This is a genomic window from Chloracidobacterium sp., from assembly GCA_016720705.1.
In the GTDB taxonomy this organism is placed as follows: domain Bacteria; phylum Acidobacteriota; class Blastocatellia; order Pyrinomonadales; family Pyrinomonadaceae; genus OLB17.
The window spans coordinates 26845-50326 of record JADKKB010000008.1; the positions used below are offsets into that span (position 1 = coordinate 26845).

Sequence of the window (23482 nt, forward strand, 5' to 3'; positions counted from 1 at the left end):
TAAATGAGTAAATACATGACATTCGACTCTCAGTCATTTCCGAATCGAGAGTTACTTCTCGAAGCCTTGGCCGAATGTGGTTTCGCATCGCCGACTGTAGGAACTGACATCCCTCTCGAAGGATGGGATAAACGCGATCCACAAACGGCGGACGTCGTTATCAGGCGTCGTGAAGTACGGGGACAATCGCTTTTAGGAGATATCGGCTTCCGGAAATCGTCAAAAGGTTATGTCGCAGTAATTGATGATATGGATTTGTCGTTTCGCTTGGGAAAAGACTTTATCGTCCGACTTCAGAACAGCTATCACGAAGCAGCTGCAAGAAAAATGGCCAAGAAACTCGGCGGCACGCTTATTAAAGAACGAATCGGAAAAACTCTGAAAATAAGAATCAAATACTGAGGAGGCGACCGACAATGCCCGAAGTTGAATTCAAGATCGATACCGAACGCGGAACATGCGAAACCGAGATAAAAGGGTATCAAGGGACTGCGTGCGAGAAGGCTGCTAGACATCTGAAGGAGATTTTAGGTGACCCCTCTATTGAGACTAAAAAGCAAGAGTATTTTGTCACGCCGAGTGTCAAACAGACCAATAAACTACGATGAGTAATAAGATCACCTTCATACTCGAACCAGACAGTGGGAAACTTACCGCTGAAGTCTCAGGCATTCCCGCTGATCAACTGATCGATCTCAGAGACGACCTTGGAACTTCCCAAAATTTGAATTGCGGAAAGCCGATGCAAGGTCAGTCTTGGGAACCGGGTAACCTTAAGGATGATCGCCATTACATCTGGCTTCATCGCATATATCACAACTCGGTGGTTGATGGTCCGGGTCGTCGGAGCGTGATTCAAGTTGCGGGTTGTTCAATTCGTTGTCCAGGTTGCTACGTTCCCGAAACTCATGATCGCCACAACGGGAAAAAGGTTTCTATTTCCTCAATTCTCGAAGAGATCGTTTCAAAACGCTATGAAAACGACGGTGTAACAATTCTCGGAGGCGAGCCTTTTGATCAATCTGATTCCGTGGCGGAACTTGTGTTGAGACTGAATAAACTTGGCTTCCACATTGTCGTCTACACGGGCAATACTATCGAGTATTTATCTACAAAAGACGACCCTAGCATCACCTATACTCTATCCCACATTGACTTGCTCATTGACGGTCCTTTTAAATCATCTCTAGTCGCTGAAACAGGGGAGTATCGAGGGTCATCGAATCAGCGCCTGTTACAGCAGAAATAGGTTGAGCCCGTCTAGTCTCTCATTGATTTCAATCTACACGAAAAATCATCCAAAGTTTTTCATGGCATCCCGTCATATTCGCAGTCGCAAATCTCGTGCTAATCCTCATTCGATTTTCAAAATCAGAAAGCTGGTTTACGTAAGATCTCGCTTACCCGCCCTTGGTGTTTGATAACAGACAACTGCTGTCTCTTATTAGACATCGTGGCCGCATCGCTTCGTCGAACACTCCCGTTAAACCCAATAAACATCGGATAAAGCGAGTGGTACAGCTATTGCCCTTACGTTTCAATATATGAGAGGTCAGATCGCACGATTTTTTGGTTTTTTTATTCTGGGTAGCGTCCTGTTCACGGTTGTCTCGCCTACCGCGATGCTCGCCCATGGCGGCGAGGATCATGGTGACGCGAAGCCAAAGTCCACGGCGAACGCGAAGGGCGTTGTATCCCATTCGACTCGTTTGGGCGAACTCGAGCTAATGGTAAAGCACCCTTCGATGGAGCCGGACAAGCCTACGACCGGGCTTCTTTTTATCACGAAATTTGAGACCAATGAACCTTTCAAGCTTGTCGATGCAAAGGTCGAGGTCGAATCGGCGAGCGGTGCGGTCTTTAATGCGACGGTTGCGGCTGGCGAACAGGCGGGCACATACAGCGTGACCTTTCCGGCGATGCCGTCCGGCGTTTACAAGATGCGGGCTAACGTCTCGCACGATGGCGAAACCGACACCGCCACTTTTTCCGGAATCGAAGTAAAGCCGCCCGCGGTTACGGCCGAGGGCGGAACGTCTTGGTTCACGCAATTGGTGATCGGCGTTGTCTTTTTGCTTGTAATAATTTTGCTTTTCGGGCTTGTGTTTTTCGTGTGGCGTTTCGCCGCTGGCCCTGGAGTTAACGAGGAAGCACTTTCTGCGTAAGAATCTAGCGAACATCGTTTACCGACACTCCATGGGCATAAGGAATATTTTAGCGATCGTAGGTGGGCATCTAGCGAAGCTCGGTTTAGCCGTCCTCTTTTTTGTCAGCTTTCATTCGGCATTCGCCCAGCAAACTGTTCCCGCGCCCGTACCGACTCCGGCCCCGTCGCTTCAATACATTGGTCAGGATGGCTTGAGTGTCGAGCGGCTTGTAGAAAGCGCCGGCAGTCGTCGGGCGGATCTGCTTGCGGCGCGGCAGCGACTCGTGATCGCCGAAGGGCGCCTCGTTCAAGCCGGACTTCGGCCAAATCCGGTCTTTAGTACCGAATACGGCAGCCCCCGTTTTCTGGGCGGCGAAAGCGAGTATGACTTTTCGGCAGGGTTGGCTCAACCTTTTGAGCTCGGAGGAAAACGTGGAAAGCGACGGGCCGTTGCGGAACTCGAACTCCAACAGGTTCGGGCCGAGGTCGCGGCTATCGAACGGAATATCGCCGTCGAAATTCGCCGGGATTATGCTCGGGCTATATCGGCCGCGCGGCAGCTCGATGTATTGGAAAGGCTTCTGGCCGCTGACGCGGAACTGGTTCGGGTGACGGAAGCACGCTTAAACGAAGGCGATGTGGCGCCGCTCGACCTGAATCTAGTCAGAGTCGAAAGCGACCGCCTGAAAATTCAAAGAATCGAAGCAAGAAACGAGTTGGAAACTGCCCTATTAAGAATTCGAACCTTGATCGGAGCTGATGTCGCGGAACCGCTTCGCTTGGCGCCTCAGTCCGACCGGCCGCCACGCCTCGATCTGGGACTTGGCGAACTTACCCAAAAAGCACTGAGCGATCGCTCCGACTTACAGGCCGCTCGGATCGGTGAGAGGCTAGGAACTGCCAGGCTGAGCTTGGCTCGCGCTGAGGCGGCTCCAGATATCACACCATCAGTGCGTTTTTCGCGTACCAAAGCATTTACCGATCTGCCCACATCGGCCGGAGGCGGGCGTGCCAATAATTTAGACAACGAGCTCACATTCGGCGTGTCGATAGATCTTCCGGTGTCCAACCGTAACCAGGGCGGAATTGCAGCCGCTGTCGGTGAACAGGTTCAAGCGGTGCGGACGCGGGAATTCTTAGAGGCAACAATACGGCGTGATGTCGCAGTTGCATACGGCCAGTATCGGGCCGCAGCAGAAAAGCTGGTGTTGTACACAACTCAAATCCTGCCGAGATCTGAGACAAATCTACAGACCGTTCGGGCGGCGTATAATGCCGGCGAGTTTTCGGTGTTCGAGGTCGTTAACGAACAGCGTCGTTTGAATGAGAACGTCACGAATTATAACCGGATTTTGGAAGAATACTACACGACCTTAACAGCACTCGAGGCAGCAGTCGGTGCAGCCCTGCCGCCATCCGCATTCATGCCGGGATCAACATCTGTCCTTCCCGATACCAGGATAGTGCCGAGACAGTTTACCAGGGAAGAATTTTTGAAGTCGAATAACGAGAATAAAACCGAACGGATCGGTTCGTTAGAGACGACCAAAAGGAAAATAGAAGAGGAGAAAAAATGAAAACACTCATATTCGTAACTTTGATTGCCGCGAGCCTACTAGCACGAGCGTGTTCCAGTGGAACAACAACGCCTGCCGCTAACACCGCTACGGCGAATAAGGCGCCAGCGAACTCGACCGCAGCAAATAACGCTGCCCCACCAGCGAAAGCCGATGAGATTCCGGCCTCGGTCAAGGCGGCACTTCCTGGAGCGCAGACATTTACGGCCATGCACAAAGAGCTGACCGATGCTCAGATCGCGTCTATTGAAAAAGACACGGGCGGGAAAGTCTCCGAAAAAGATCATCACTCCTATCCGGGATTTTCCACTGCGAATGGTACCAAAACGCAGATCGGAGCGGTCACGATCGTCAAGGCGGCCGGGAAGGAGATCATAGTTATATATGAGAACAAGGAAGGGTCGCCGTCGATCAAAGAGATCAAGGCCGAGGGCGTGCCGGCCGGTTTTCTCAGCCAGTTTGCTGGAAAGGGCCATGATGACGATCTGCTGCTAGGGGCTGATATCAAGTCAAACGGTGCGAAGGATGATCTGGCTAAAGCGATCACGGACGCCGTGCGGATCGATGTTCTGTCAATGCAGGCTCTGTACGGTAAGGCACACGCACATTAATGTATAGGTTCATCAAAAACTTAATACTCAAGGCTTGTTCCGGTTGTCCAAGTGTTAGGCGATTTCAGAAATCGTTCCTTACCTCAGTCTGGGTGTTCGCTCTGAGTCTCATGGCAGCCTTCGCTGCCAACGGACAAGCTCCGGCAGGAACGGCGTCAGGTGCGATCTCAACGATTACCTCCGAACGGAATGTGAAAAATGACAGCGGAGAGCTGACTGTCATTATGAAACGCCTACCGGGTGATCCGCGCTCCGGTGAAACGGGACATCTTCTCGTCTCATTGAGCGAGACGGTTCAGGGCGGATTCGGATCGGGGCCGCTTCCGGTCGAAAAGGCCGCAGTCTTGTTTAGCATCACAAGGCCTGACGGTGTGGTAGTTGCCGGGAATATCCCGGCGAAGGAAGAACTGGGCGGTTTGTACCGGGGAACTTATGTTTTTGACAGCGCGGGCGACTACAAAATAGTTTTTTCGATAACCACGGAAGACAACAGGACGTTTTCGTCCGACTTTCCGGTCACAGTATCACGAGCACCGATCCGGACGTCTTTTTGGATCGGTCTTCTGGTCCTGCTTGTTCTTTCTGGGGTTTCTCTCGCGGTCGTCTTTTACGCTTTGAAAAGAAAAGGGGATACTTCTTTCCGGCGACTTGCCCCTGTAGGAGTGGTTGTTCTCACGGTCTTTTTTCTCAGCTCGGTCGCTCTGGCCTATCTTCTTCCGCCTTTTCAGACGCGCGAAACGGCTGCGATTCCGCCAGACGCCTTTTCAACTACAGCGGTTAACGAGTTGCCGAAAGGAACGACGATCACCGTGCCGAAAGAATCGCAGCTACTGTTTGGGATAAAGACTCAGTTGATCGACACGAGGCAAATCACGAGCGGTTTGAAAACCACGGGAGTGGTTAGAGCCCGACCGGATGCCAAAGGAGTTGTGACCGCACAGGTACCGGGAAGGATCGTCCTTAATCAGGCGGTATCTCTAGGTTCTGCTGTCGGTCGCGGCGAACAGATCGGATACGTTGAACAGGTGCTTGACGTTTCGGGACAGACCGGGCTTGAAACGCAAAGACTGGAGGTCGAGGCGCAGCAGCGGGAGGTTGAAGCTCGGAAGCTGGAGTTGCGAAATACAGTTCTTTCGCTACAGTCGCAGCAGGCACAGTCACGAGCCGCGGCAGGGCAAGCAAGGACCCGTCTGGCTCAGGCCCAGCGCGAGCTTCGAAGAGCGCAGAACCTTTTGGAGGTCGGGGCAGTACCGCGAAAGCGTGTCGAAGAAGCTCAAACCGCCGTAAAAGTTATCGAAGATGAAGTAGCCTCAGCTGAGAAACAAGTGGTTTTGTTGGGCGAGCAGATCAAATCCGCCCAGGCCGGACAAAGTATTTTCCGCTCTCCCACCATCAGACAGCCGTTGCGGAATTTCCCGTTAATATCGCCAATAACGGGAATAATCGATCAGATCAAAGCCACGAGCGGCCAGCAAGTCGCGAGCGGGGCGGAATTACTCAACATCGTCAACTTGTCCACCGTCCTTTTAGAAGCTCAGGTTTTTGAGAAAGACCTCACGACGGTTCGAGAATCCACACGGGCAAGTTTTACATCTTCGGCTCTGCCCGGCGAGGTTTAAACGATAGGTACGGCTGACGGTGATGGACGCCTCCTCTCGGTCGGCCAAACCGTTAATGAGCAGACACGAACAGTGCCGGTGATATACGAGGTCAAGAATCCATTCAACCGACTCAAGGATGGCAATTTTATTGAGATCACTATCGACACGAGCGGCAACAGGCAAGTTCTGGCTGTGCCGAAGTCAGCGGTGGTTCGTGAACAGGCAGAGACCTTTGTGTTTGTCTTCGACGGTGGCGAGACGTTCGAGCGGCGTCAGGTCGCGCTCGGAGCGGAAGGTGCGGACTTCTACGAGATCGTGTCAGGTTTAAAAGAAGGCGATCGGGTAGTCATTGAAGGAGTGTATCAGCTGCGGACTACTCAGACGGGTGAATAGGTCAAGAGAAGAGATTGGCGGGGCAAGTAAGCGAAAGAAAAGAATTATGAGAAGAATTTTAGTTTTTGGAACGATCGTATTTATCACAACACTCGGCATCTTTTTAACGGCATGCAATGCCGGGGTAAATTCGCAGGGGATTGGCGACGCAAATGCCGCGAATACGGCTGTCAGCGAGACTAATTCCGCGAATACGGTCGATTCGGATTCAACCTTTAAGGTTGATTTCAAAACGGAACCGGGCCAGATACAGGCCGGTACGGCGGCGACGCTGGTTTTTACTGTTAAGGACAGTAAGAACGCGGTCGTGAAAGACCTACAGGTCGTTCATGAAAAGCCAATGCACTTGCTGATCGTCTCGAACGATCTTGCAGAGTTCTACCACGTGCATCCCGAGCCGACCGCCGACGGTTCATACCGCGTGCAGCACACATTTCCGAACGGCGGCGATTACAAGTTATACGCCGACTTCACACCGCCAAATGCCAAGCAGGTTGTCGAACGGATCGAAGTCAAAGTGGCCGGGGCTGAACGGTCGAAGGTTGCTCTTGTCGCGGATAAGAAGCTTGAAAAGTCGGTCGATGGTTTGAAAGTGGTGATGAAACCGAGTGCAAAGATCGAAGCGGGACAGGAATTGACGCTCGATTTTGCGGCATTCGATGCCAAAACCAACAAGCCCGCTACCGACCTGCAGAATTACCTTGGCGAATTAGCGCATTTCGTCATCATCAGTGAGGATCTCGTTGATTTCGTCCACGCTCATCCGATGGCGAAGGGCGAAAAAATGGACGGGATGAAGATGGACGGCGATAAAGAGGAAAAAGATCATAACGCCGACGGCCATTCACATGGGGCGGATTCGAAAGAGGCGAACAGGCCGAGCGCTTATGAAGTTTCGGCACATACTGCTTTCCCGCGTCCCGGCCTGTACAAGCTTTGGGCTCAGTTTCAGCGCGGCGGAAAGGTCATCAGCATTCCGTTTATCGTAAATGTTCCGGCAGGTTCGGCAAAGGCTGTAAAGGCGGCGAATGTTCCGGCGGGTGCGACAAAGATCACTGTTTCATCGGACGGTTATGAGCCGTCATCAATCTCGGTCGTCAAAGGGCAGCCCGTTAGATTGGCCTTCTATCGAGCCGACGCTGAGAACTGCGGCGGCGAAGTCGTCTTCGCCAAGCAAAAGATCCGAAAGAAACTACCTGTCGGTGAGACAGTCATGGTCGAATTCACCCCAAGCGAGGCTGGCGAGATCGCGTTTGGCTGCGGAATGGACATGCTGCGAGGAAAACTCGTCGTTATTGAGCCATAAGATGTGATAAGGAACAGAATCCCTGTGACATAAAACGCAAATTTCAAGACATGGAACAAAAAATAAGCGACATAGAGCGTAAGCGTAGTCACATGGAATGAAAAATAAGCGATAAGGAACGAAAAATACGCGACATGGAACACGAATTTAGTCACATGGAACAAGAATTAAGCGACTAGGGGAACTACACATGCGAGCAAATTCGCGAGATATGTGACGTAAATATCAAGATTACGAAGAAAAACTGACAGATATTGGAGGAAACATTATGAAAAGATCACTGATTACCCTATTTTTACTTGTTGCCGGCGTCGTTGGCGTCGGTACCATTGCGGCTAGCGTCGAGGCTCACACACGAACGGTCAAAGTCAAAGTTGACAAGAACGGCTTTTCGCCGTCGTCCATCGACATCGAAGCGGGTCATAAACTAAATCTCGTGTTCAACCGTGCTGACAAGAACAACTGCGGCAGCAAGGTCGTCTTTGCAAAGCTGGGTATTACCAAAAATCTGCCGGTGGGCAAAGATGTTGTCGTTAGCATCACGCCGACCGAGGCGGGACAAATATCATTTGCCTGCGGAATGGGAATGTACAAGGGAAGCATCGTCGTTAGCGAGGGCTGAGACAACTCGCCTAAGTTAAAAGGGGGAAGAAAATGAAAACACTATTGTTAACGGCCACGTTGGGGCTGGGAGCTATAGGCTTGGCCGCTTGCGGTCAGACGGGCAGCAACGCTAATTCCATGAATCATAATGCGATGATGACGAACTCGAATTCATCAATGAATATGAACGGCATGGATCACAATTCGATGCCGATAAACTCGAACATGTCGATGGATCATTCGGCAATGAAAAGTTCACCGAATGCCGCGAGCCAGCCGTACGATCTTCAGTTTATCGATACGATGACCGCCCATCACAAGGGAGCCGTGGACATGGCGAAGATGGTTGAGGGCAAAACGCAAAATCCCGACATCAAGAAGTTTGCCGCACAGATCATCGCAGATCAAGAAAAAGAGATCAGCCAAATGAAAGACTGGCGGGAGAAGTGGTTCGCGGGCAAACCGGCGGCCATGAACATGGAAATGCCGGGCATGATGGATTCCATGAAGATGGATATGGCAAAGCTTACAAATTCGAAAGACAAAGACTTTGACCTCGCGTTTATCGACATGATGACTCCTCATCACGTTGGGGCCGTTACGATGGCGAAAGAAGCGTTGCAGAAGAGCGAAAAGGCAGAGATCAAAACGCTCGCCGGTCAAATTATCAAAGCTCAAGAAGCCGAGATAAAGATGATGAGCGAGTGGAAGGCAAAGTGGAGTAAATAGTTCCGGTCGTATGTGATTTAAATGCTCAATGGAATTATCAAATGGTCTCTCAAGAACCGGTTGATCGTCGTCGCGATCGCTGCCCTGTTGCTTGTCTGGGGCAGCTACGTTGCGTTCAATTTACCGGTCGATGTCTTTCCCGATCTTAATAAACCGACGATCACGGTATTGACCGAAGCTAATGGCTTAGCACCCGAAGAAGTCGAGACACAGGTATCATATCCGATCGAGACGGTGATGAACGGTGTGCCGGGCGTTTCACGGGTTCGCTCAGTGAGCGGCATCGGATTGTCAATTGTTTACGTAGAATTCGAATGGGGAACGGATATTTATCGAAACCGGCAGTTGGTTTCGGAAAAGATAACAGAAGCCCGCGAACAGTTGCCGCGAGGAGTCTCGCCGTTTCTAGCTCCCATCTCCTCGATAATGGGCGAGATCATGCTGGTCGCTGTGTCTAGCAAGGACGGAACGACTGATCCGTTAGCGTTGAGGACCTTGGCAGACTGGACAATTCGACCCAGGCTGTTGACGATTACCGGTGTTTCTCAGGTCATCCCCATCGGCGGCGGCGTGAAACAGTATCAGGCTCTTGTATCACCCGAAAAGCTTAGACAATTTGGTGTCACAATCGAAGACGTTTCAGTCGCGTTAGAAAAATCGAACATTAATTCCACCGGCGGCTTCGTCGATGCCCAATCGCAAGAATACCTTGTTCGGAACCTTGGCAGGTTTTATTCGATCGACGAACTGAAGCAAACGGTTGTTGCGTATCGTAACAACACGCCTATTCGTTTAGGTGATGTAGCCGAAGTACAGTTTGGCGCGAAAATTAAGCGGGGCGAGGCCGGAACGAACGGAAAGCCCGCCGTTATAGTTTCAGTTCAAAAACAGCCCGGTGCCAGTACTCAAGATCTGACAGAAAAGGTTGACGAGGCGGTGCGGGAACTGCAAAAAACGCTTCCACCCGATGTTGAGATCAACCCTAATCTCTTTCGACAAGCGAACTTCATCAACGCGTCGATTGGCAACGTCACCGAAGCATTGCGTGACGGTGCGATTCTGGTCGCGATTGTATTGTTCCTGTTTTTGCTTAATTTCCGAACCACGTTTATTACACTCACGGCGATTCCACTTTCGTTCATCGTTACATTTCTTATCCTCTATGCGTTTGGGATCTCGGTAAATACAATGACCCTCGGCGGTTTGGCGGTTGCGATCGGCGAGTTGGTTGACGATGCGATCGTCGACATTGAGAATATCTTCCGTCGACTCGGCGAAAACCGGAACCTTGAAAATCCTCGTCCATCTCTCGAGGTGATCTATCACGCATCGCTTGAGGTGCGCTCGTCCATCATTTATGCCACGGTGATCGTCGCCCTCGTGTTTATTCCGCTGTTCGCCTTATCGGGTGTCGAAGGCAGATTGCTCGCTCCCTTGGGCCTCGCGTACATTACTGCACTCGTGGCATCTCTGTTCGTAAGTTTAACCTTAACGCCCGTCTTGGCGTCGTATCTGTTGCCCCAAACATTTAGGCGAAAGGACGACAAAGAGTGGTCGATGGTCCGGTTGAGATCGAACAGGAAGCAGACGACAAGCCTTCCATTTTTTCGAAAATGTGGCGGCGTTTTCGCTCTCCATCGGCGGACGAACATCAGGACAGCTTCCTAGTTCGCTGGTTGAAAAAATACGACAGTCGGCTTCTTCACTGGACGCTTCGTCATCCATATAAAGTTATCGTCGGGGCAGCCGTTGTATTCATTCTGACGATGGCTACTTTGCCATTTGTTGGCACATCGTTTTTGCCGGACTTCAATGAAGGAACGCTCACCGTCAATGTCCAGGCCCAGCCCGGGACGTCTCTGGCGGAATCTAACCGCATCGGCCAAATTTCCGAGAAATTACTGTTAGAGGTTCCTGAGGTTATTTCTACGGGGCGCCGGACGGGAAGGGCTGAACTCGACGAACACGCCGAAGGCGTTCACTATACCGAGATCGACGTTGATCTGAAGAAATCCGACCGGTCACGGGAGGAGATCCTTTCGGCGATCCGAGATAAACTCGCGGTCGTTCCCGGAGTTACCTCTAACGTAGGACAGCCGATCTCTCATCGGTTGGATCATTTGCAGTCTGGTGTTAGGGCACAGATCGCGGTCAAGTTGTTCGGCGACGATTTGGCTACACTGCGTTCAAAGGCTGAGGAGATTCGGAATACGATTCAAACCGTCGAGGGGGCAACGGACGTGTCGGTTGAGCGACAGGTTCTGATCCCGCAGGTGCGTTTTAATGTCGACCGGGTCAAAGCCGCCCAATACGGTCTTCAGCCGGGCGAAGTTACGCGAACGCTGGAGACGGCATTGAACGGGCGAACCGTCTCGCAGGCCATTGATGGAGCCCGGCGTTACGACGTGGTGGTTCGTTTTGATGAGGCGTCCCGCAACAGTCTGGATGCATTGCAAAATGTCACCATCGACACGCCGCAAGGAACTCAGATTCCCATTTCTGCCGTAGCTGTTGTTGAGAATTTTCCCGGACCCAACCAGATCCTTCGAGAAGACACGAAACGCCGAATTGTCATTGGGGCAAACGTTGCCGGACGTGATCTTGGCTCCGTCGTCAATGACATTCAAAGCCGTGTCGCGACACAGGTTCAACTGCCAACCGGGTATTTTCTTGAGTATGGCGGCCAGTTTCAGGCATCGCAGGAGGCAACAAGAACTCTCTCATTACTCTCAATTTTTTCTCTGTTAGCAATCTTCTTTCTGCTGATAAAAGCCTTTGGTGACTGGCGGGTAGCCCTTCAGGTGATGATAAACATCCCCCTAGCGTTGATCGGAGCCGTCTGGGCCTTGCACCTCTCGGGCGGCGTGTTTTCGATCGCGACAATGGTCGGCTTTATTTCTCTCGTCGGGATCACGTCACGAAACGGGATCATGATGATCTCGCATTATCTTCACCTGATGAAAGAAGAAGGCGAAGATTTTACCGAACACATGATCGTACGCGGCTCGTTAGAAAGGCTCGTTCCCGTCCTGATGACTGCCCTGACCGCGGGACTGTCGCTAATACCCTTCATCCTTGCGGCGGACGCTCCGGGCAAAGAGATATTGCACCCACTCGCGGTGGTGGTGCTGGGCGGAATTTTAACTTCGACCCTACTTGATCAGATCGTAACCCCGGCTGTCTTTTACAAGTTCGGACGGCCGAGTGCGGATCGAGTTATCGCGGAACGCGAGCACGGGATGTTCGGGGCCGGTGAGTGGGAAGGAGATCGGGCTGATACGACAACGGACTTCCCGGCTAGGAATCCGGTTCCTGCTACGGAAAGTTAAAGGATTCCAAGAGTTGTTTGAGATATTTAACTATATAGAGGAGAAAAACTATGAAGACAACAAATTTGCGCGGGGCTTTGATCGTTGCGCTGGTGCTTGGAGCCTGCGTGCTGGTCTTAAATTTGACCTTCCCCGTCAATGCACAGACCGACGAAGTTAAAGCTGTCACGGACGTCATGATGAGCGAAGCGGCGGCGGTCGAAAAGGGCGATCTAGCGGCCCTCGATAAAATTTGGGCCAACACCGAAGATGTCACCGTCTTCGAAAGCGGACACGCCAATTACGGTTGGAATGATTACCGCAACACCCATCTCGCTCCCGAACTAAAGGAATTCAAAAACACGAAATACTCGTTTTCGGATATGAAGGTTAAAGTCGATGGCAAGACGGCGTGGGCAACTTTTAAATATTCTCTTGCCGCCGAAATGGGTACTCGCAAGGTAGAAAGCGGCGGTTTGGGCACAGCGGTTCTAGAAAAGCGCGATGGCAAATGGCGAATCGTCCATTGGCATTCAAGCGCTCCTCGCAGGGCTCCGGCAGCCCAGCCCTCGCCGTCTCCAAAGGGTTAATCCGGTTTCTAGACACGAACTCGGCGGCAATACGGCTCAATTTTTGTGAAATTCTTTATGAAGACAGGGGGAATAGTAATAAGCGTTATAGGGATCGCCCTCTTTGCGTGGCATCTGATTAGAGTGAGTTCTAATCCGGACTATATAGGTTATGCCTCACACCAGGTCATGTCGGTTAACGGCGTGATCGTTCTCATTTTTGGTGTCACCCTTTACTTTATGGGCCGATGGCGAAAAAAACGAAAGGGCAGGCCACCTGCGCCTCAAGATAAGTAGAGGGCACCGGGGCGGTTCCAATTTTGGAAGTAGAACTTCAAGGAGTGAGTTGTATGGATCTATGGAAAGGCGTGTTGTGATAGACACGCTAATCGGCCGCAGGAAAGGGAAGATCTTTTTGAGGCGATTACTTAATGATAGTTCTCAAGGCGAGCAACCTATTATTTTTGCTCGACCCTGTATAAGGACAAGTTTGAAGGGAGTCCAGAAGTTTATACGGGTCAATGAGCAGAGGCGTCGGGCAGTGCCAATTTGCCCGATGCCGTCTTCAGCAGGGGATTTGGACGTAGTGAAACGCTATTCCATCAGGGTGAATAACTTTTTGTAAAAAGGAGGTAAAAAACACATTAAAGACATGAAGAAAGCAAAAAGCATGTACGTGAACCTCGCCATCATGGCGATTCTGTCGTTTATTTCGATGTTCGTATTTATGTACATGATGGTCGATTCGTTCGGAAACGTCTATCCAAACTTAAATCAGTTTTACATGGCCGGACTTATGACCGCCCCGATGATCGTGATCGAGATCTTTGTGATGTGGTCGATGTATAACAACAAAAAGGCCAATCTGATCATCGCGGGTGTCAGCATTATTTTGCTTGTCCTGTTTTCGTTGTTTATCAGAAAGCAGACCGCCATCTCCGATAGAGAATTCTTGAAATCTATGATCCCGCACCACGGAGGAGCCGTTCTGATGTGTGATAACCCGAATCTCCAGGACACGGAGATCAAGGAATTGTGTAAAGGTATAACCTCGTCTCAACAGTCGGAGATCGAGTGGATGAAGAAAAAACTTGACGAAATAGATCGAAAATAGATGAGGAGTAACCCAATCCAATGATGACCGCTACGGTATTGGCTAAACAATCCGACGTGTCTCTCTACACGATCAGGCACTATACCCGCATCGGTTTGCTGAGGCCGGCCCGAAATACACAAAATAACTATAAGGTTTATCAGCCTTCGGACGCCGTGCGGGTGCGTTTTATCAAGGCAGCCGGCAATCTGGGATTTTCGCTCGCCGAGATCGCGGATATTTTGAAGGAGGCGAAAGAAGGGAATACGCCGTGTCCGATGGTTCGGGAAATTATCGTCCGCCGTATTGCGGAGAATAAACGAAAGATCAATGAGATGCGGAAGCTCCAGCGGAAAATGGAGGGAGCCCTTAAGGATTGGTCGCAAATGAAGAATTCAATGCCGACGGGTGATTCAGTTTGCCACTTGATCGAGTCGGTAAGCGAGACAGAAAAATAGCGCTTGACCTGACCCCTGCTAACAGGTTGTAGAATAGTTTTTGTCGTTACTTTTAACGACTGGAAGATAGAAATATGATTGAGAAAACAACAACTACAACAACAACCGACACTTTTACCGACCCGATATGCGGAATGCAGGTCATGGCCGCAACGGCTGCCGGCAGCCTAAACCAGGACGGAGATACATATTATTTCTGCTCGACCGCCTGTCTACAAAAATTTATCGAGCCTACGGACGAGAAACCGGCGAGCTGCTGCAGCGGCAAATAAACAGGTTGATAACGGTATTTATCCCGCGAGGAGGGGCCATGACAAGAATTGTAAAAAAGATCGCAGCAGAAGACGAATTTATCGATCCGATATGCGGAATGACGGTCGATCCGGCGACGGCGGCGGGGAGTTTTATGCATGAGGGGAAGATCTACTATTTTTGCTCTAAAGACTGTTTGCAGAAATTTATCGCCAAGACGCAAGACGTCAGCGCGAGTGGTTTTGAAGAGATCGGTCGCGAAAGAATAGAAACTGTCTCGCACGGAGAGATGAATGCTACGCCTGAAGGGGAATTTGTTGATCCGGTGTGCGGAATGACAGTCGCGCCGGAAACGCCTGCGGGAAAATATGTTTTCGAGGGCGAAACTTATTATTTTTGCTCGGCGGGCTGTTTGAACAAGTTCAAACAAAATCCGGCAAGCTTTCTTCAGGAGAAAGAGGAAGAAAAACTTGAGGCCGAAAGCAAGGGGGTCGAATACACCTGCCCGATGCATCCGGAAGTTGTGCAGATAGGTCCGGGAAGCTGTCCGAAATGCGGAATGGCACTTGAGCCTAAGGTGATGACGCTCGATGATGCTCCTGACCCGGAATATCTCGATATGAAACGGCGGTTCTTGATCTCCTCCGCATTGACCCTTCCGGTTTTTGCTCTGGCGATGTCGGAAATGCTGCCGAGTTTCCACGACATACATTCACCCAAGATTTCATTTGGACACAGCTCGTTCTTGCGACGCCGGTCGTACTCTGGGGCGGATTTCCTTTCTTTCAGCGTGGATGGGCTTCCGTTAAGAATGCCAGCCCGAATATGTTCACGCTGATCGCCATCGGCACCGGAGCAGCTTATCTTTTCAGTCTTTTTGCTCTGTTCCTGCCCGATCTGTTCCCGGCATCGATGCGAAATGAGCACACTGGGTTGATCTCCGCTTACTTTGAAGCGGCAGCCGTTATTACGACACTTGTTCTCCTCGGGCAGGTTCTCGAACTTCGAGCCAGAAGCCAAACCTCAAGCGCCATCAAAGCCCTGCTCGGCCTCGCGCCGGAAACTGCGATCGTTGTATTCGACGACGGCACGGAGACCGAGATCGCGCTAAAAGATGTACAGATCGACGCGAGTTTGAGGGTTAAGGCGAACGAAAAATTCCAACGGATGGCTCAATCTTGGAAGGCGATACTTCGGTTGATGAGTCGATGGTGACGGGCGAATCGATCCCGGTCGAAAAGACGGTCGGCGATAAGGTTATCGGCGGAACGATCAATGGCCGACGCGGCTTTGTAATGAAAGCGGAAAAGGTCGGCAGCGACACGCTGCTCGCGCAGATCGTCCGTATGGTCGGCGAGGCTCAGCGTTCGCGCGCTCCTATCCAGCGTCTCGTGGATGTCGTATCGGCCTATTTTGTCCCGGCGGTTATTCTCGTAGCGATCGTCGCGTTTGCCGTTTGGCTGATCTTCGGTAGTTTCGCTTACGCGATGGTCGCGGCGGTTTCAGTTCTGATTATTGCCTGCCCATGTGCGTTGGGACTGGCCACGCCGATGTCGATCATGGTCGGCACGGGACACGGTGCGCGGCACGGTGTATTGGTCAAGAAGGCCGAGGCACTAGAGATCCTGGAAAAGGTGAATTCCATCGTCGTTGATAAAACCGGAACCTTGACCGAGGGCAAACCTCGGCTTCAGAAGGTTATCTCGTTATATGGATCGGATGAAATCGAGATCTTGCGCCTTGCAGCTAGTCTTGAGAGATCGAGCGAGCATCCGCTGGCGGAAGCGATTATCAAAGGAGCCGAAGAGAAAAATATTGAATTGGCAAAGGTTGAGGGTTTTGAATCCATTACAGGGAAAGGAATCACTGGATCGATCGACGGGAAAAAGGTGTTACTGGGTAATGCGAAGTTGATGACGGAAAACAACATTGATTTCCCGGCTGATGGAAAAGCCGACGAGCTTCGTGCGGAAGGGCAAACGGTAATGTTCGTCGCCGTTGACGGGAAACCCGCCGGGCTTGTCGGGGTCGCCGACACTATTAAAGAGTCTGCTAAAGAAGCAATCGACGAACTGCATCGACACAAGATCGAAGTCGTCATGATGACGGGCGATAATGCAATTACGGCCGACGCAGTTGCCAAACGGCTCGGCATCGACAAGGTTTTCGCTGATGTTTTGCCCGAACAAAAAGCGGAAAAGATCAAGGAGCTGCAGACGCTGGGCAAGATCGTCGCAATGGCCGGCGACGGCGTAAATGATGCACCGGCCCTAGCTCAGGCGCAGGTCGGGATCGCAATGGGGACGGGAACAGACGTGGCTATGGAATCCGCTGATATAACGCTTCTAAAAGGCGACCTTCGCGGAATCCTGAGGGCGAAAAAACTGAGCGAGGCGACTATGAAGAACATCCGTCAGAACTTGTTCTTTGCATTCATTTACAACCTCGTCGGCGTGCCCATCGCGGCCGGCGTTCTATTTCCAATTTTCGGCCTCCTTCTGAGCCCAATGATCGCGAGCGCCGCGATGACTTTCAGCTCTGTCTCGGTCATCGTCAATGCGCTGCGTTTGCGGAACTTGAAATTGTAAGCAAGTGAAGAATGAAAGATACATTCCTGCGTTGAGTTACGAATGGCTAACGCCTTTTTATGATCCGGTGGTGCGCCTGACGACGCGGGAGAAAGTTTTCAAGAATGCTCTTGTTTCAGAAGCTCAAATCAAAATCGGCCATCGTGTTTTGGATCTGGCCTGCGGTACGGGAACGCTCACAATACTGATTAAAAACGCGCAGACGCAAACCACTGTCATCGGTATTGACGGTGATTCTACAGTTCTTGATATAGCCAGGGCAAAGGCAAAAGACTCGGGCGTTGAGATTGAATTCGATGAAGGAATGTCGTTTGAATTGCCCTATGAAGATGCATCTTTTGACCGCGTCGTTTCGAGCTTGTTCTTTCATCATTTGACGCGGGAGGATAAGTTGAGAACATTGAGCGAGGTAAGGCGAGTTCTCAAACCGAATGGCGAGATACATATTGCCGACTGGGGACTGCCATCCAATTCATTTATGAAATTTCCTTCATATTTCATCAAACTGCTCGACGGTTCGGAAACAACGGACGACAGTTTTAATGGCCTATTGCCGAGTTTGATGACGGATACGGGTATTGAAGCGGTGGAAGAAACGAAAAATTTTGATAGTTTATTTGGGACAATCCGGCTCCATAAAGGGACGAAGACGAAACGTTAGGAGGATATGATGACGAAGAGAAATTTAACAGGCGGCGTTTTACTTTGCTCGCTATTAACTGTGGCCGCTTTCGCACACGACCTGTTTCTTAAGTCAGACAGCTATTTCCTGAAGCCTAACTCGAAGTTTACTGTCAAAGTCATGAATGGAACGTTTCTGACGAGCGAGGGAGCGGTTGCATTCGCCCGGCTAAATGACGTGAGCGTCGTTTCGGGTGGGAATCGTGTGCATCCGAAGGAAGCCGATCTTACTAAAGACGAAACGACTGCCTTTCTAAATCTGAAGACCGGAGCGGCGGGAACCTACGTTGTCGGGCTTTCGACCAAATCACGCGAGATCGCGTTGAAAGCGGCGGATTTCAATGAGTATCTCAAAGAAGACGGCCTCCCTGACACGCTCGAGGAGAGACGGAAGACCGGCGAACTGAAAAAAGACGCGGTGGAGCGTTACAGCAAGCATGTGAAAGCGATCCTACAGGTTGGAAAGAAGCAGACCGACGATTACAAAATGATTCTCGGCTATCCGGTAGAACTCGTACCGCAGCAGAATCCGTATAAGCTAAAACGGGGCGACACGATCGAACTCCTTTGTCTCAAGGATGGTAGGCCGCTCGTTGGCCAAGTGGTCCTTGCCGGACGGGACGCTAGGGGAAAGATAGTTTCGTCGCCAGAACTTCGCAGCGACGAGAAAGGCCTTGTCATGCTGCGGCTTGACGGTTCAGGCAAATGGTATGTCAAGTTCATCAATATGGCAAAACTCGGCGACCTGAATTTGAATTACGAGTCGAAATGGACGACGCTGACGTTCGAGATCAAATGAGTTCACCGGATTAATGATACCTTATGGATCTTCAATATCTGTTAGTGATCGCAATCATTCTCGCGGCTGTTATCTTTGCGGTGAGAACACTGGTGCAAAGACGCAGTGCCTTTTCGTCAAAATCGGGCTGCGGCGATGATTGCGGCTGCGGTAAGTGATGCGGAATGTCGTCGCTAAGCTCCACGCGTTCCCTCGAAATCCACTTACACACCAAGCATCGCACGGAAACTAAAATTCACAAGGTGTTCGGAGCGGAACTGATTTGGAGTTTGGTAAAATGAGGTCGTCATGACAAAAGCCCCTGCCAAAATTTTGCTGGTCGATGACGATGAGTCGCTGCGTCGGGTTCTTGAATTTCAGCTATCGGAGGCCGGGCATTCGGTCGTGAGCGAGAGTGATGGCCGAGAAGCATTGAGGTTCTATTCGGCAGACGACTTTGACTGCGTGATCACCGATTGGCGCATGCCGAAGATCACGGGGTCGCAGTTGGTCCAACAGGCAACGGCGATCAACAGCGAAGTACCAATCATTGTTATTACCGCTTTCGGAGATGTCGATACAGCGGTCGAAGCTATGCGCGGCGGGGCCTTTGATTTTATTACAAAACCTTTTAACCGCCAGGAAATTCTGCTAACGGTCGAAAAAGCCCTAAGATATGGCCACGCTTTAGCGGAGAATCGCCGGCTAAGACGTCAGATTCACGAAGAATTTCGAATCGAGAACGTTATCGGATCATCTGAAAAGATGCTTCAGGTTTTTGATCTGGTTGAGCGAGTGTCAAAAACAAACGTCACCGTCCTAATCGAAGGTGAGTCGGGAACTGGAAAAGAATTGATCGCGAAAGGAATACACTTTTCCGGCACGCGCAGAGACAATCCGTTTGTTGCTATCAACTGTGCCGCTATACCCGAAACGCTCATCGAAGCAGAGTTATTCGGATATAAAAAAGGTGCTTTCACTGGTGCGGTTGGAGAATCGAGGGGCAAATTTGAGGAAGCCAATGGCGGTACCTTATTCCTTGATGAGATCAGTGCTATGCCTCTCCAGTCGCAAACACGGCTTTTGAGGGTTCTGCAGGAGCAGGAAGTGACACGCCTAGGCGAAAATACCCCGCGCAAGATAGATGCTCGAATAATTGCTGCCACCAACGAAAACCTGCCCGATCTTATAAAAGAAAACGCCTTCCGCGAGGATCTTTTCTACCGACTCGCGGTCGTTCCAATCACAATTCCACCGTTGCGTGAACGCCGTGAGGATTTGCCAGTCTTGACCGAACATTTTGCAACCCGATCTGCGTCGAAACATGGGATAAGACCGCCAAAGATATCGCGCGAGGTATTCAAGGTATTTTTCGATTACCCATGGATGGGAAACGTTCGCGAATTGGAGAATCTGGTAGAAAGAATGGTTGTTCTTTCGGATGGGGATCCTTTAACTCTTAACGACGTCCCGGAAACCGTGAAGAAGCCTTTTTCAACGAAGGGGGAATTGTGGTTCGACCTGCCTTCCGAGCCGATTAATCTAGAGGCCATCGAACGGGAAATTATACGTAGTTCGCTTCTTCGGCATAACGGAAATCAGTCGCAAACCTCAAAATATCTAGGTATTACTCGAAGCGCCCTTATATATCGAATACAGAAGTACGACTTAGAGGAGTCCGGTCCCAGCATTTCGGACGACTAGATGGATACGCAGACCTTCAATATCACATCCTCCCGTAACCGTTTGTACGTATGGATTGTAATTGCAGCGGTGATCATCCTCATTACCGTGCTGCACTTTCTCACGCCTACAGATCAAATCGTTTGGCACGAGATATATCAGCGGATCTACTACGTACCAATTATAGCCGCCGCTTTAATATTTGGTCTCAGAGGTGGGCTCGCGGCATCTCTTTTTACAACCATCATTTACTCGCCACATGTTTATTTACATTGGCAACACGGACATTTTGATTACTCCATCAACCAGTATGCCGAAATCGTGATCTTCAATCTCGTTGGCGGGATAATGGGAGCTCTCGGCGACCGTTTAAGAAATGCCAGGGAACGAGCTGAAAGAAATGCCGAGGAGAAACGAAGGGCTTACGATGAGTTGCAAACAACGTTTCAACAGCTGCTTCAGGCGGAGAAATTAACCTCGCTCGGAGAACTTTCTGCCGGAATCGTTCATGAGGTCCGCAACCCGCTTGCGTCAATAAAAGGGGCCATCGAAATATTAGAGGACGAGCTGACCGTTGACAGTCCTCGGCGAGAGTTCGTCGGTCTTGCAAAAGGTGAAATAGATAGGTTAGATCGGCTAGTGGGTGAGTTTCTACGATTCGCACGACCCAACGCACCGTCTAAAACTCCAACTGATCTTAACGAAATCGTGGACTCAATCACAGGTTTGATCGAGAACGAGGCTTCGTCACAGTCGGTTGAAGTGATTAGAGATCTCCAGAAGAATCTTCCGCTGATTCTCGTCGATGCCGAGCAGATCAAGCAGGTGATACTAAATTTAGCTATCAACGCTCTACAGGTCATGACCCAGTCAAACGGTGCCGGTCAGACGATTACGTTTAAAACTTTTCAGCAAGACAGTGATTTTATCGTCCAAGTCACTGACACCGGTTCTGGGGTTGACGAAGAAAATCTCTCGAAGATTTTCGACCCGTTCTACACGACTAAGGAAAAAGGGGTAGGACTCGGCCTTTCAATTGCTCATAAAATCGCGACCCAACACGGGGGGAAACTTCTTGCCCAAAACACCTCTGATGGAGCTCTGTTTTCGCTAATCCTTCCAACAACGACAATTGCGTAAAGAGTGCGGCGTTCCTATTATGCGTTGTGTAGTTTAGCCTGTTACAACGTCGTCAATAGCACGCCTGAACATGGGGGCGGTTAAGATTCATGCCGCTTTTGATTCGACGGACTAGACAGACCAGTTAAAAATTTGAGACCATCGAGTCGTGAGAATCGTGACTTACATCTTTGTGGCGTATTTGCTTGTCCTTTCGGTGCAGCCGTGTAAGGACAGCCTATTGCCACGCGACAACCAAGGTCACCCGGTTCAGAAGGTTGCCCACTTGGACCCGCTTTCGCAGGATAGTGACAGTGATTCCAATGATGATTGTTCGCCGTTTTGTGTCTGCTCATGTTGCGGAAGCAACCCTGCTCAGACGATCGTCTACTCTGTGGCTGTGACCTTTCCGAAAACCGTTGAGCAAGCGAGTTCTGATTTTTCTCACTACAAAGCCCCTTACGAATCCACCCGCTCCTTCTCAATTTGGCAGCCGCCAAAAGCCTAACTCAAATACCATTGATGCGCCTTTATTTGGCTAGTGTGCGAATCCGCGCCTAGCAGGCTAGCAGATTGTTTTTGAGATAGGTTTATAAATGTTCAAAAAATTATTGTACGTGGTCGTCGTTACGACGGCGGCTACTGCGTATTCGCAGGAGAATACCAGAGCGAATGCGTTCGATATCGGATCAACTAGTATCGCTTCGCAACCGGCGGCGAGCTTACCTGAAAAACGGCTAGTGGCACCGTTTGCCAATCGCTATCACAACCAAACGGACGGCATTTCTCTTGCCGAGATCGTACGTCTTGCGGTAGCGAGTAACGGAAATATCAAGATCGCCCAGCTTGAGATCGAAAAAGCCAGAGCCCGGCTTACGCAAGCCGGGCTGCGCTCGAATCCGACACTCGAGGTTGAGCAGTCAACCGGAAGGATAGTGGGTTCGCCTGGAGATCGCGAGTTGAGCGTTGGCTTTTCTCTGCCGGTCGATGTTTACGGACAGCGGCAAAAGCGGATCGATCTCGCGCGAGCGGAGATCACATTACGCGAAGCGGAACTTACAACTCGACAGCGTGAGGTCACCGGTCAGGTTCTTAATACCTATGCCGAAGCACTTGCGGCTTTAAAAGAATTACAGGTATTGGACGACCTGTTGGAACTGGACACACAGACGGTTCGTTTTGTGCAGACTCGGGTCAACGAGGGCGAAACCGCTCCTCTGGAATTGAGTCTCCTGCAAACCGAGGTCGAGCGGCTTCGGGCACGACGCGAGATCGCAGACGGCAACATCCAAACAGCGTTAACCAGACTAAAATTCTATGCCGGTGTCGCTTACGACCAGCCGCTAAAGCTACGCGAGGAAATTTCCGCAGCTCAAATTCCACAATTGCCTACAACAAGCGAAACCGGCATCTCGCTCGCTCTAAGGTCGAGACCCGAATTGCGAGTTGCAGAGCTCGAAGAACAACTCGCGAGCGCTGGGCTTCGGCTCGTTCGTTCACAGAGTAAGCCGGATGTCACAGCGTACACGCGTTACACGCAAGGGCGTTCGAGTATTGATCTGCCGGTTGGATCATTTCCGCAGAGTACCGATCGCAGCCTTACATTCGGCGTTTCGATCGGATTGCCGATCTTCGACAAAAAGCAGGGAGCCAAAGCTGAAGCCGAAATAGCAATTCGCCAAGCCCAGGAGAGACGCTCGTTTGCCGAAGCGATAATTCGAAACGAAGTTGTCACGGCCTTTCAGCGCATCGAGTCGGCAAAACGGGCTTTACGAACGCTTGAAACAACGGTGATTCCCCGCTCATTAGAAAACATCGAAACGATCCGAAAGGTCTATGAGCTAGGACAGCTAAAGATCACCGACCTCATTGCCGAGCAGCGAAAATTGCTTGATGCCAATCGCGACCTAACCGAAGCACTAACCTTACGATATCGTTCGCAAGCCGAACTTTTCATCGCCATCGGAGCCAACTTAGAGAACTAAAA

General features: G+C 50.7%; 24 protein-coding genes and 1 pseudogene. 24 read left to right on the plus strand and 1 reads right to left on the minus strand.

What is annotated here, in order from left to right:
* Positions 1–3 precede the first annotated feature (3 nt).
* From IPQ00_17585 to IPQ00_17610, 6 genes are all read left to right on the plus strand, one after another.
* Positions 4–402: a DUF1257 domain-containing protein gene (locus tag IPQ00_17585; GenBank protein ID MBL0242380.1), complete on the plus strand. Its 399-nt coding sequence runs from the start codon at positions 4–6 to the stop codon at positions 400–402.
* A gap of 14 nt (positions 403–416) precedes the next feature.
* On the plus strand, positions 417–608 hold the full coding sequence (locus tag IPQ00_17590; protein MBL0242381.1) for a DUF2997 domain-containing protein: 192 nt from the start codon (positions 417–419) through the stop codon (positions 606–608).
* Entirely contained in the window at positions 605–1249 is a 645-nt protein-coding gene (locus tag IPQ00_17595) for a 4Fe-4S cluster-binding domain-containing protein (GenBank protein MBL0242382.1), read from the plus strand. The genes IPQ00_17590 and IPQ00_17595 overlap by 4 nt, the downstream gene beginning before the upstream one ends.
* 295 nt (positions 1250–1544) lie before the next feature.
* Positions 1545–2165 (plus strand): hypothetical protein, encoded by a 621-nt coding sequence (locus IPQ00_17600; protein MBL0242383.1) that lies wholly within the window; start codon positions 1545–1547, stop codon positions 2163–2165.
* Between the two features lie 31 nt (positions 2166–2196).
* The gene (locus IPQ00_17605) at positions 2197–3723 is read left to right on the plus strand and encodes a TolC family protein (GenBank protein MBL0242384.1); all 1527 of its coding nucleotides are present in this window, start codon (positions 2197–2199) and stop codon (positions 3721–3723) included.
* Positions 3720–4334 carry a hypothetical protein gene (locus IPQ00_17610; protein ID MBL0242385.1) on the plus strand — a complete coding sequence of 205 codons (615 nt, stop codon included), beginning with the start codon at positions 3720–3722 and terminating at the stop codon, positions 4332–4334. Before IPQ00_17605 ends, IPQ00_17610 begins: the two co-directional genes overlap by 4 nt.
* 64 nt (positions 4335–4398) lie before the next feature.
* On the opposite strand, the gene IPQ00_17615 is transcribed toward IPQ00_17610, so the two are convergent.
* Positions 4399–4557 (minus strand): hypothetical protein, encoded by a 159-nt coding sequence (locus IPQ00_17615; GenBank protein MBL0242386.1) that lies wholly within the window; start codon positions 4555–4557, stop codon positions 4399–4401.
* A 1-nt stretch (position 4558) separates the two neighbouring features.
* Here IPQ00_17615 and IPQ00_17620 point away from each other — a divergent pair, with 1 nt between their 5' ends.
* The 18 genes and pseudogenes from IPQ00_17620 to IPQ00_17705 all read left to right on the plus strand — a co-directional run bounded on the left by IPQ00_17620 (position 4559) and on the right by IPQ00_17705 (position 23480).
* Positions 4559–5953, plus strand: a complete 1395-nt coding sequence (locus tag IPQ00_17620) for an efflux RND transporter periplasmic adaptor subunit (protein ID MBL0242387.1) — start codon at positions 4559–4561, stop codon at positions 5951–5953.
* Positions 5954–6025: 72 nt separating this feature from the next.
* Entirely contained in the window at positions 6026–6328 is a 303-nt protein-coding gene (locus IPQ00_17625) for a hypothetical protein (GenBank protein ID MBL0242388.1), read from the plus strand.
* 46 nt (positions 6329–6374) lie between these two features.
* Positions 6375–7634 (plus strand): cupredoxin domain-containing protein, encoded by a 1260-nt coding sequence (locus IPQ00_17630; GenBank protein ID MBL0242389.1) that lies wholly within the window; start codon positions 6375–6377, stop codon positions 7632–7634.
* A gap of 268 nt (positions 7635–7902) precedes the next feature.
* A complete protein-coding gene (locus IPQ00_17635; protein ID MBL0242390.1) occupies positions 7903–8256 on the plus strand; it encodes a cupredoxin domain-containing protein in 354 nt (117 codons plus the stop codon).
* A gap of 32 nt (positions 8257–8288) precedes the next feature.
* On the plus strand, positions 8289–8966 hold the full coding sequence (locus IPQ00_17640; GenBank protein MBL0242391.1) for a DUF305 domain-containing protein: 678 nt from the start codon (positions 8289–8291) through the stop codon (positions 8964–8966).
* A 21-nt stretch (positions 8967–8987) separates the two neighbouring features.
* Positions 8988–10634 (plus strand): efflux RND transporter permease subunit, encoded by a 1647-nt coding sequence (locus IPQ00_17645; GenBank protein MBL0242392.1) that lies wholly within the window; start codon positions 8988–8990, stop codon positions 10632–10634.
* Positions 10580–12295, plus strand: a complete 1716-nt coding sequence (locus IPQ00_17650; GenBank protein ID MBL0242393.1) for an efflux RND transporter permease subunit — start codon at positions 10580–10582, stop codon at positions 12293–12295. The genes IPQ00_17645 and IPQ00_17650 overlap by 55 nt, the downstream gene beginning before the upstream one ends.
* A gap of 50 nt (positions 12296–12345) precedes the next feature.
* The gene (locus tag IPQ00_17655; GenBank protein ID MBL0242394.1) at positions 12346–12864 is read left to right on the plus strand and encodes a nuclear transport factor 2 family protein; all 519 of its coding nucleotides are present in this window, start codon (positions 12346–12348) and stop codon (positions 12862–12864) included.
* A gap of 631 nt (positions 12865–13495) precedes the next feature.
* The gene (locus tag IPQ00_17660) at positions 13496–13957 is read left to right on the plus strand and encodes a DUF305 domain-containing protein (protein MBL0242395.1); all 462 of its coding nucleotides are present in this window, start codon (positions 13496–13498) and stop codon (positions 13955–13957) included.
* A 20-nt stretch (positions 13958–13977) separates the two neighbouring features.
* On the plus strand, positions 13978–14394 hold the full coding sequence (locus IPQ00_17665; protein MBL0242396.1) for a MerR family transcriptional regulator: 417 nt from the start codon (positions 13978–13980) through the stop codon (positions 14392–14394).
* A gap of 74 nt (positions 14395–14468) precedes the next feature.
* On the plus strand, positions 14469–14666 hold the full coding sequence (locus IPQ00_17670; GenBank protein ID MBL0242397.1) for a YHS domain-containing protein: 198 nt from the start codon (positions 14469–14471) through the stop codon (positions 14664–14666).
* 38 nt (positions 14667–14704) lie between these two features.
* A pseudogene (locus IPQ00_17675) lies at positions 14705–17234 on the plus strand (heavy metal translocating P-type ATPase).
* Positions 17235–17238: 4 nt separating this feature from the next.
* Positions 17239–17895: a class I SAM-dependent methyltransferase gene (locus IPQ00_17680; GenBank protein ID MBL0242398.1), complete on the plus strand. Its 657-nt coding sequence runs from the start codon at positions 17239–17241 to the stop codon at positions 17893–17895.
* Positions 17896–17904: 9 nt separating this feature from the next.
* Positions 17905–18714: a DUF4198 domain-containing protein gene (locus tag IPQ00_17685; GenBank protein ID MBL0242399.1), complete on the plus strand. Its 810-nt coding sequence runs from the start codon at positions 17905–17907 to the stop codon at positions 18712–18714.
* A 23-nt stretch (positions 18715–18737) separates the two neighbouring features.
* Entirely contained in the window at positions 18738–18872 is a 135-nt protein-coding gene (locus IPQ00_17690; protein ID MBL0242400.1) for a FeoB-associated Cys-rich membrane protein, read from the plus strand.
* Positions 18873–19002: 130 nt separating this feature from the next.
* Positions 19003–20397 (plus strand): sigma-54-dependent Fis family transcriptional regulator, encoded by a 1395-nt coding sequence (locus IPQ00_17695; protein MBL0242401.1) that lies wholly within the window; start codon positions 19003–19005, stop codon positions 20395–20397.
* On the plus strand, positions 20398–21516 hold the full coding sequence (locus IPQ00_17700; protein ID MBL0242402.1) for a hypothetical protein: 1119 nt from the start codon (positions 20398–20400) through the stop codon (positions 21514–21516).
* A 575-nt stretch (positions 21517–22091) separates the two neighbouring features.
* Positions 22092–23480, plus strand: coding sequence for a TolC family protein (locus tag IPQ00_17705; protein ID MBL0242403.1), 1389 nt, complete (start codon positions 22092–22094; stop codon positions 23478–23480).
* The last annotated feature ends 2 nt before the right edge of the window (positions 23481–23482 follow it).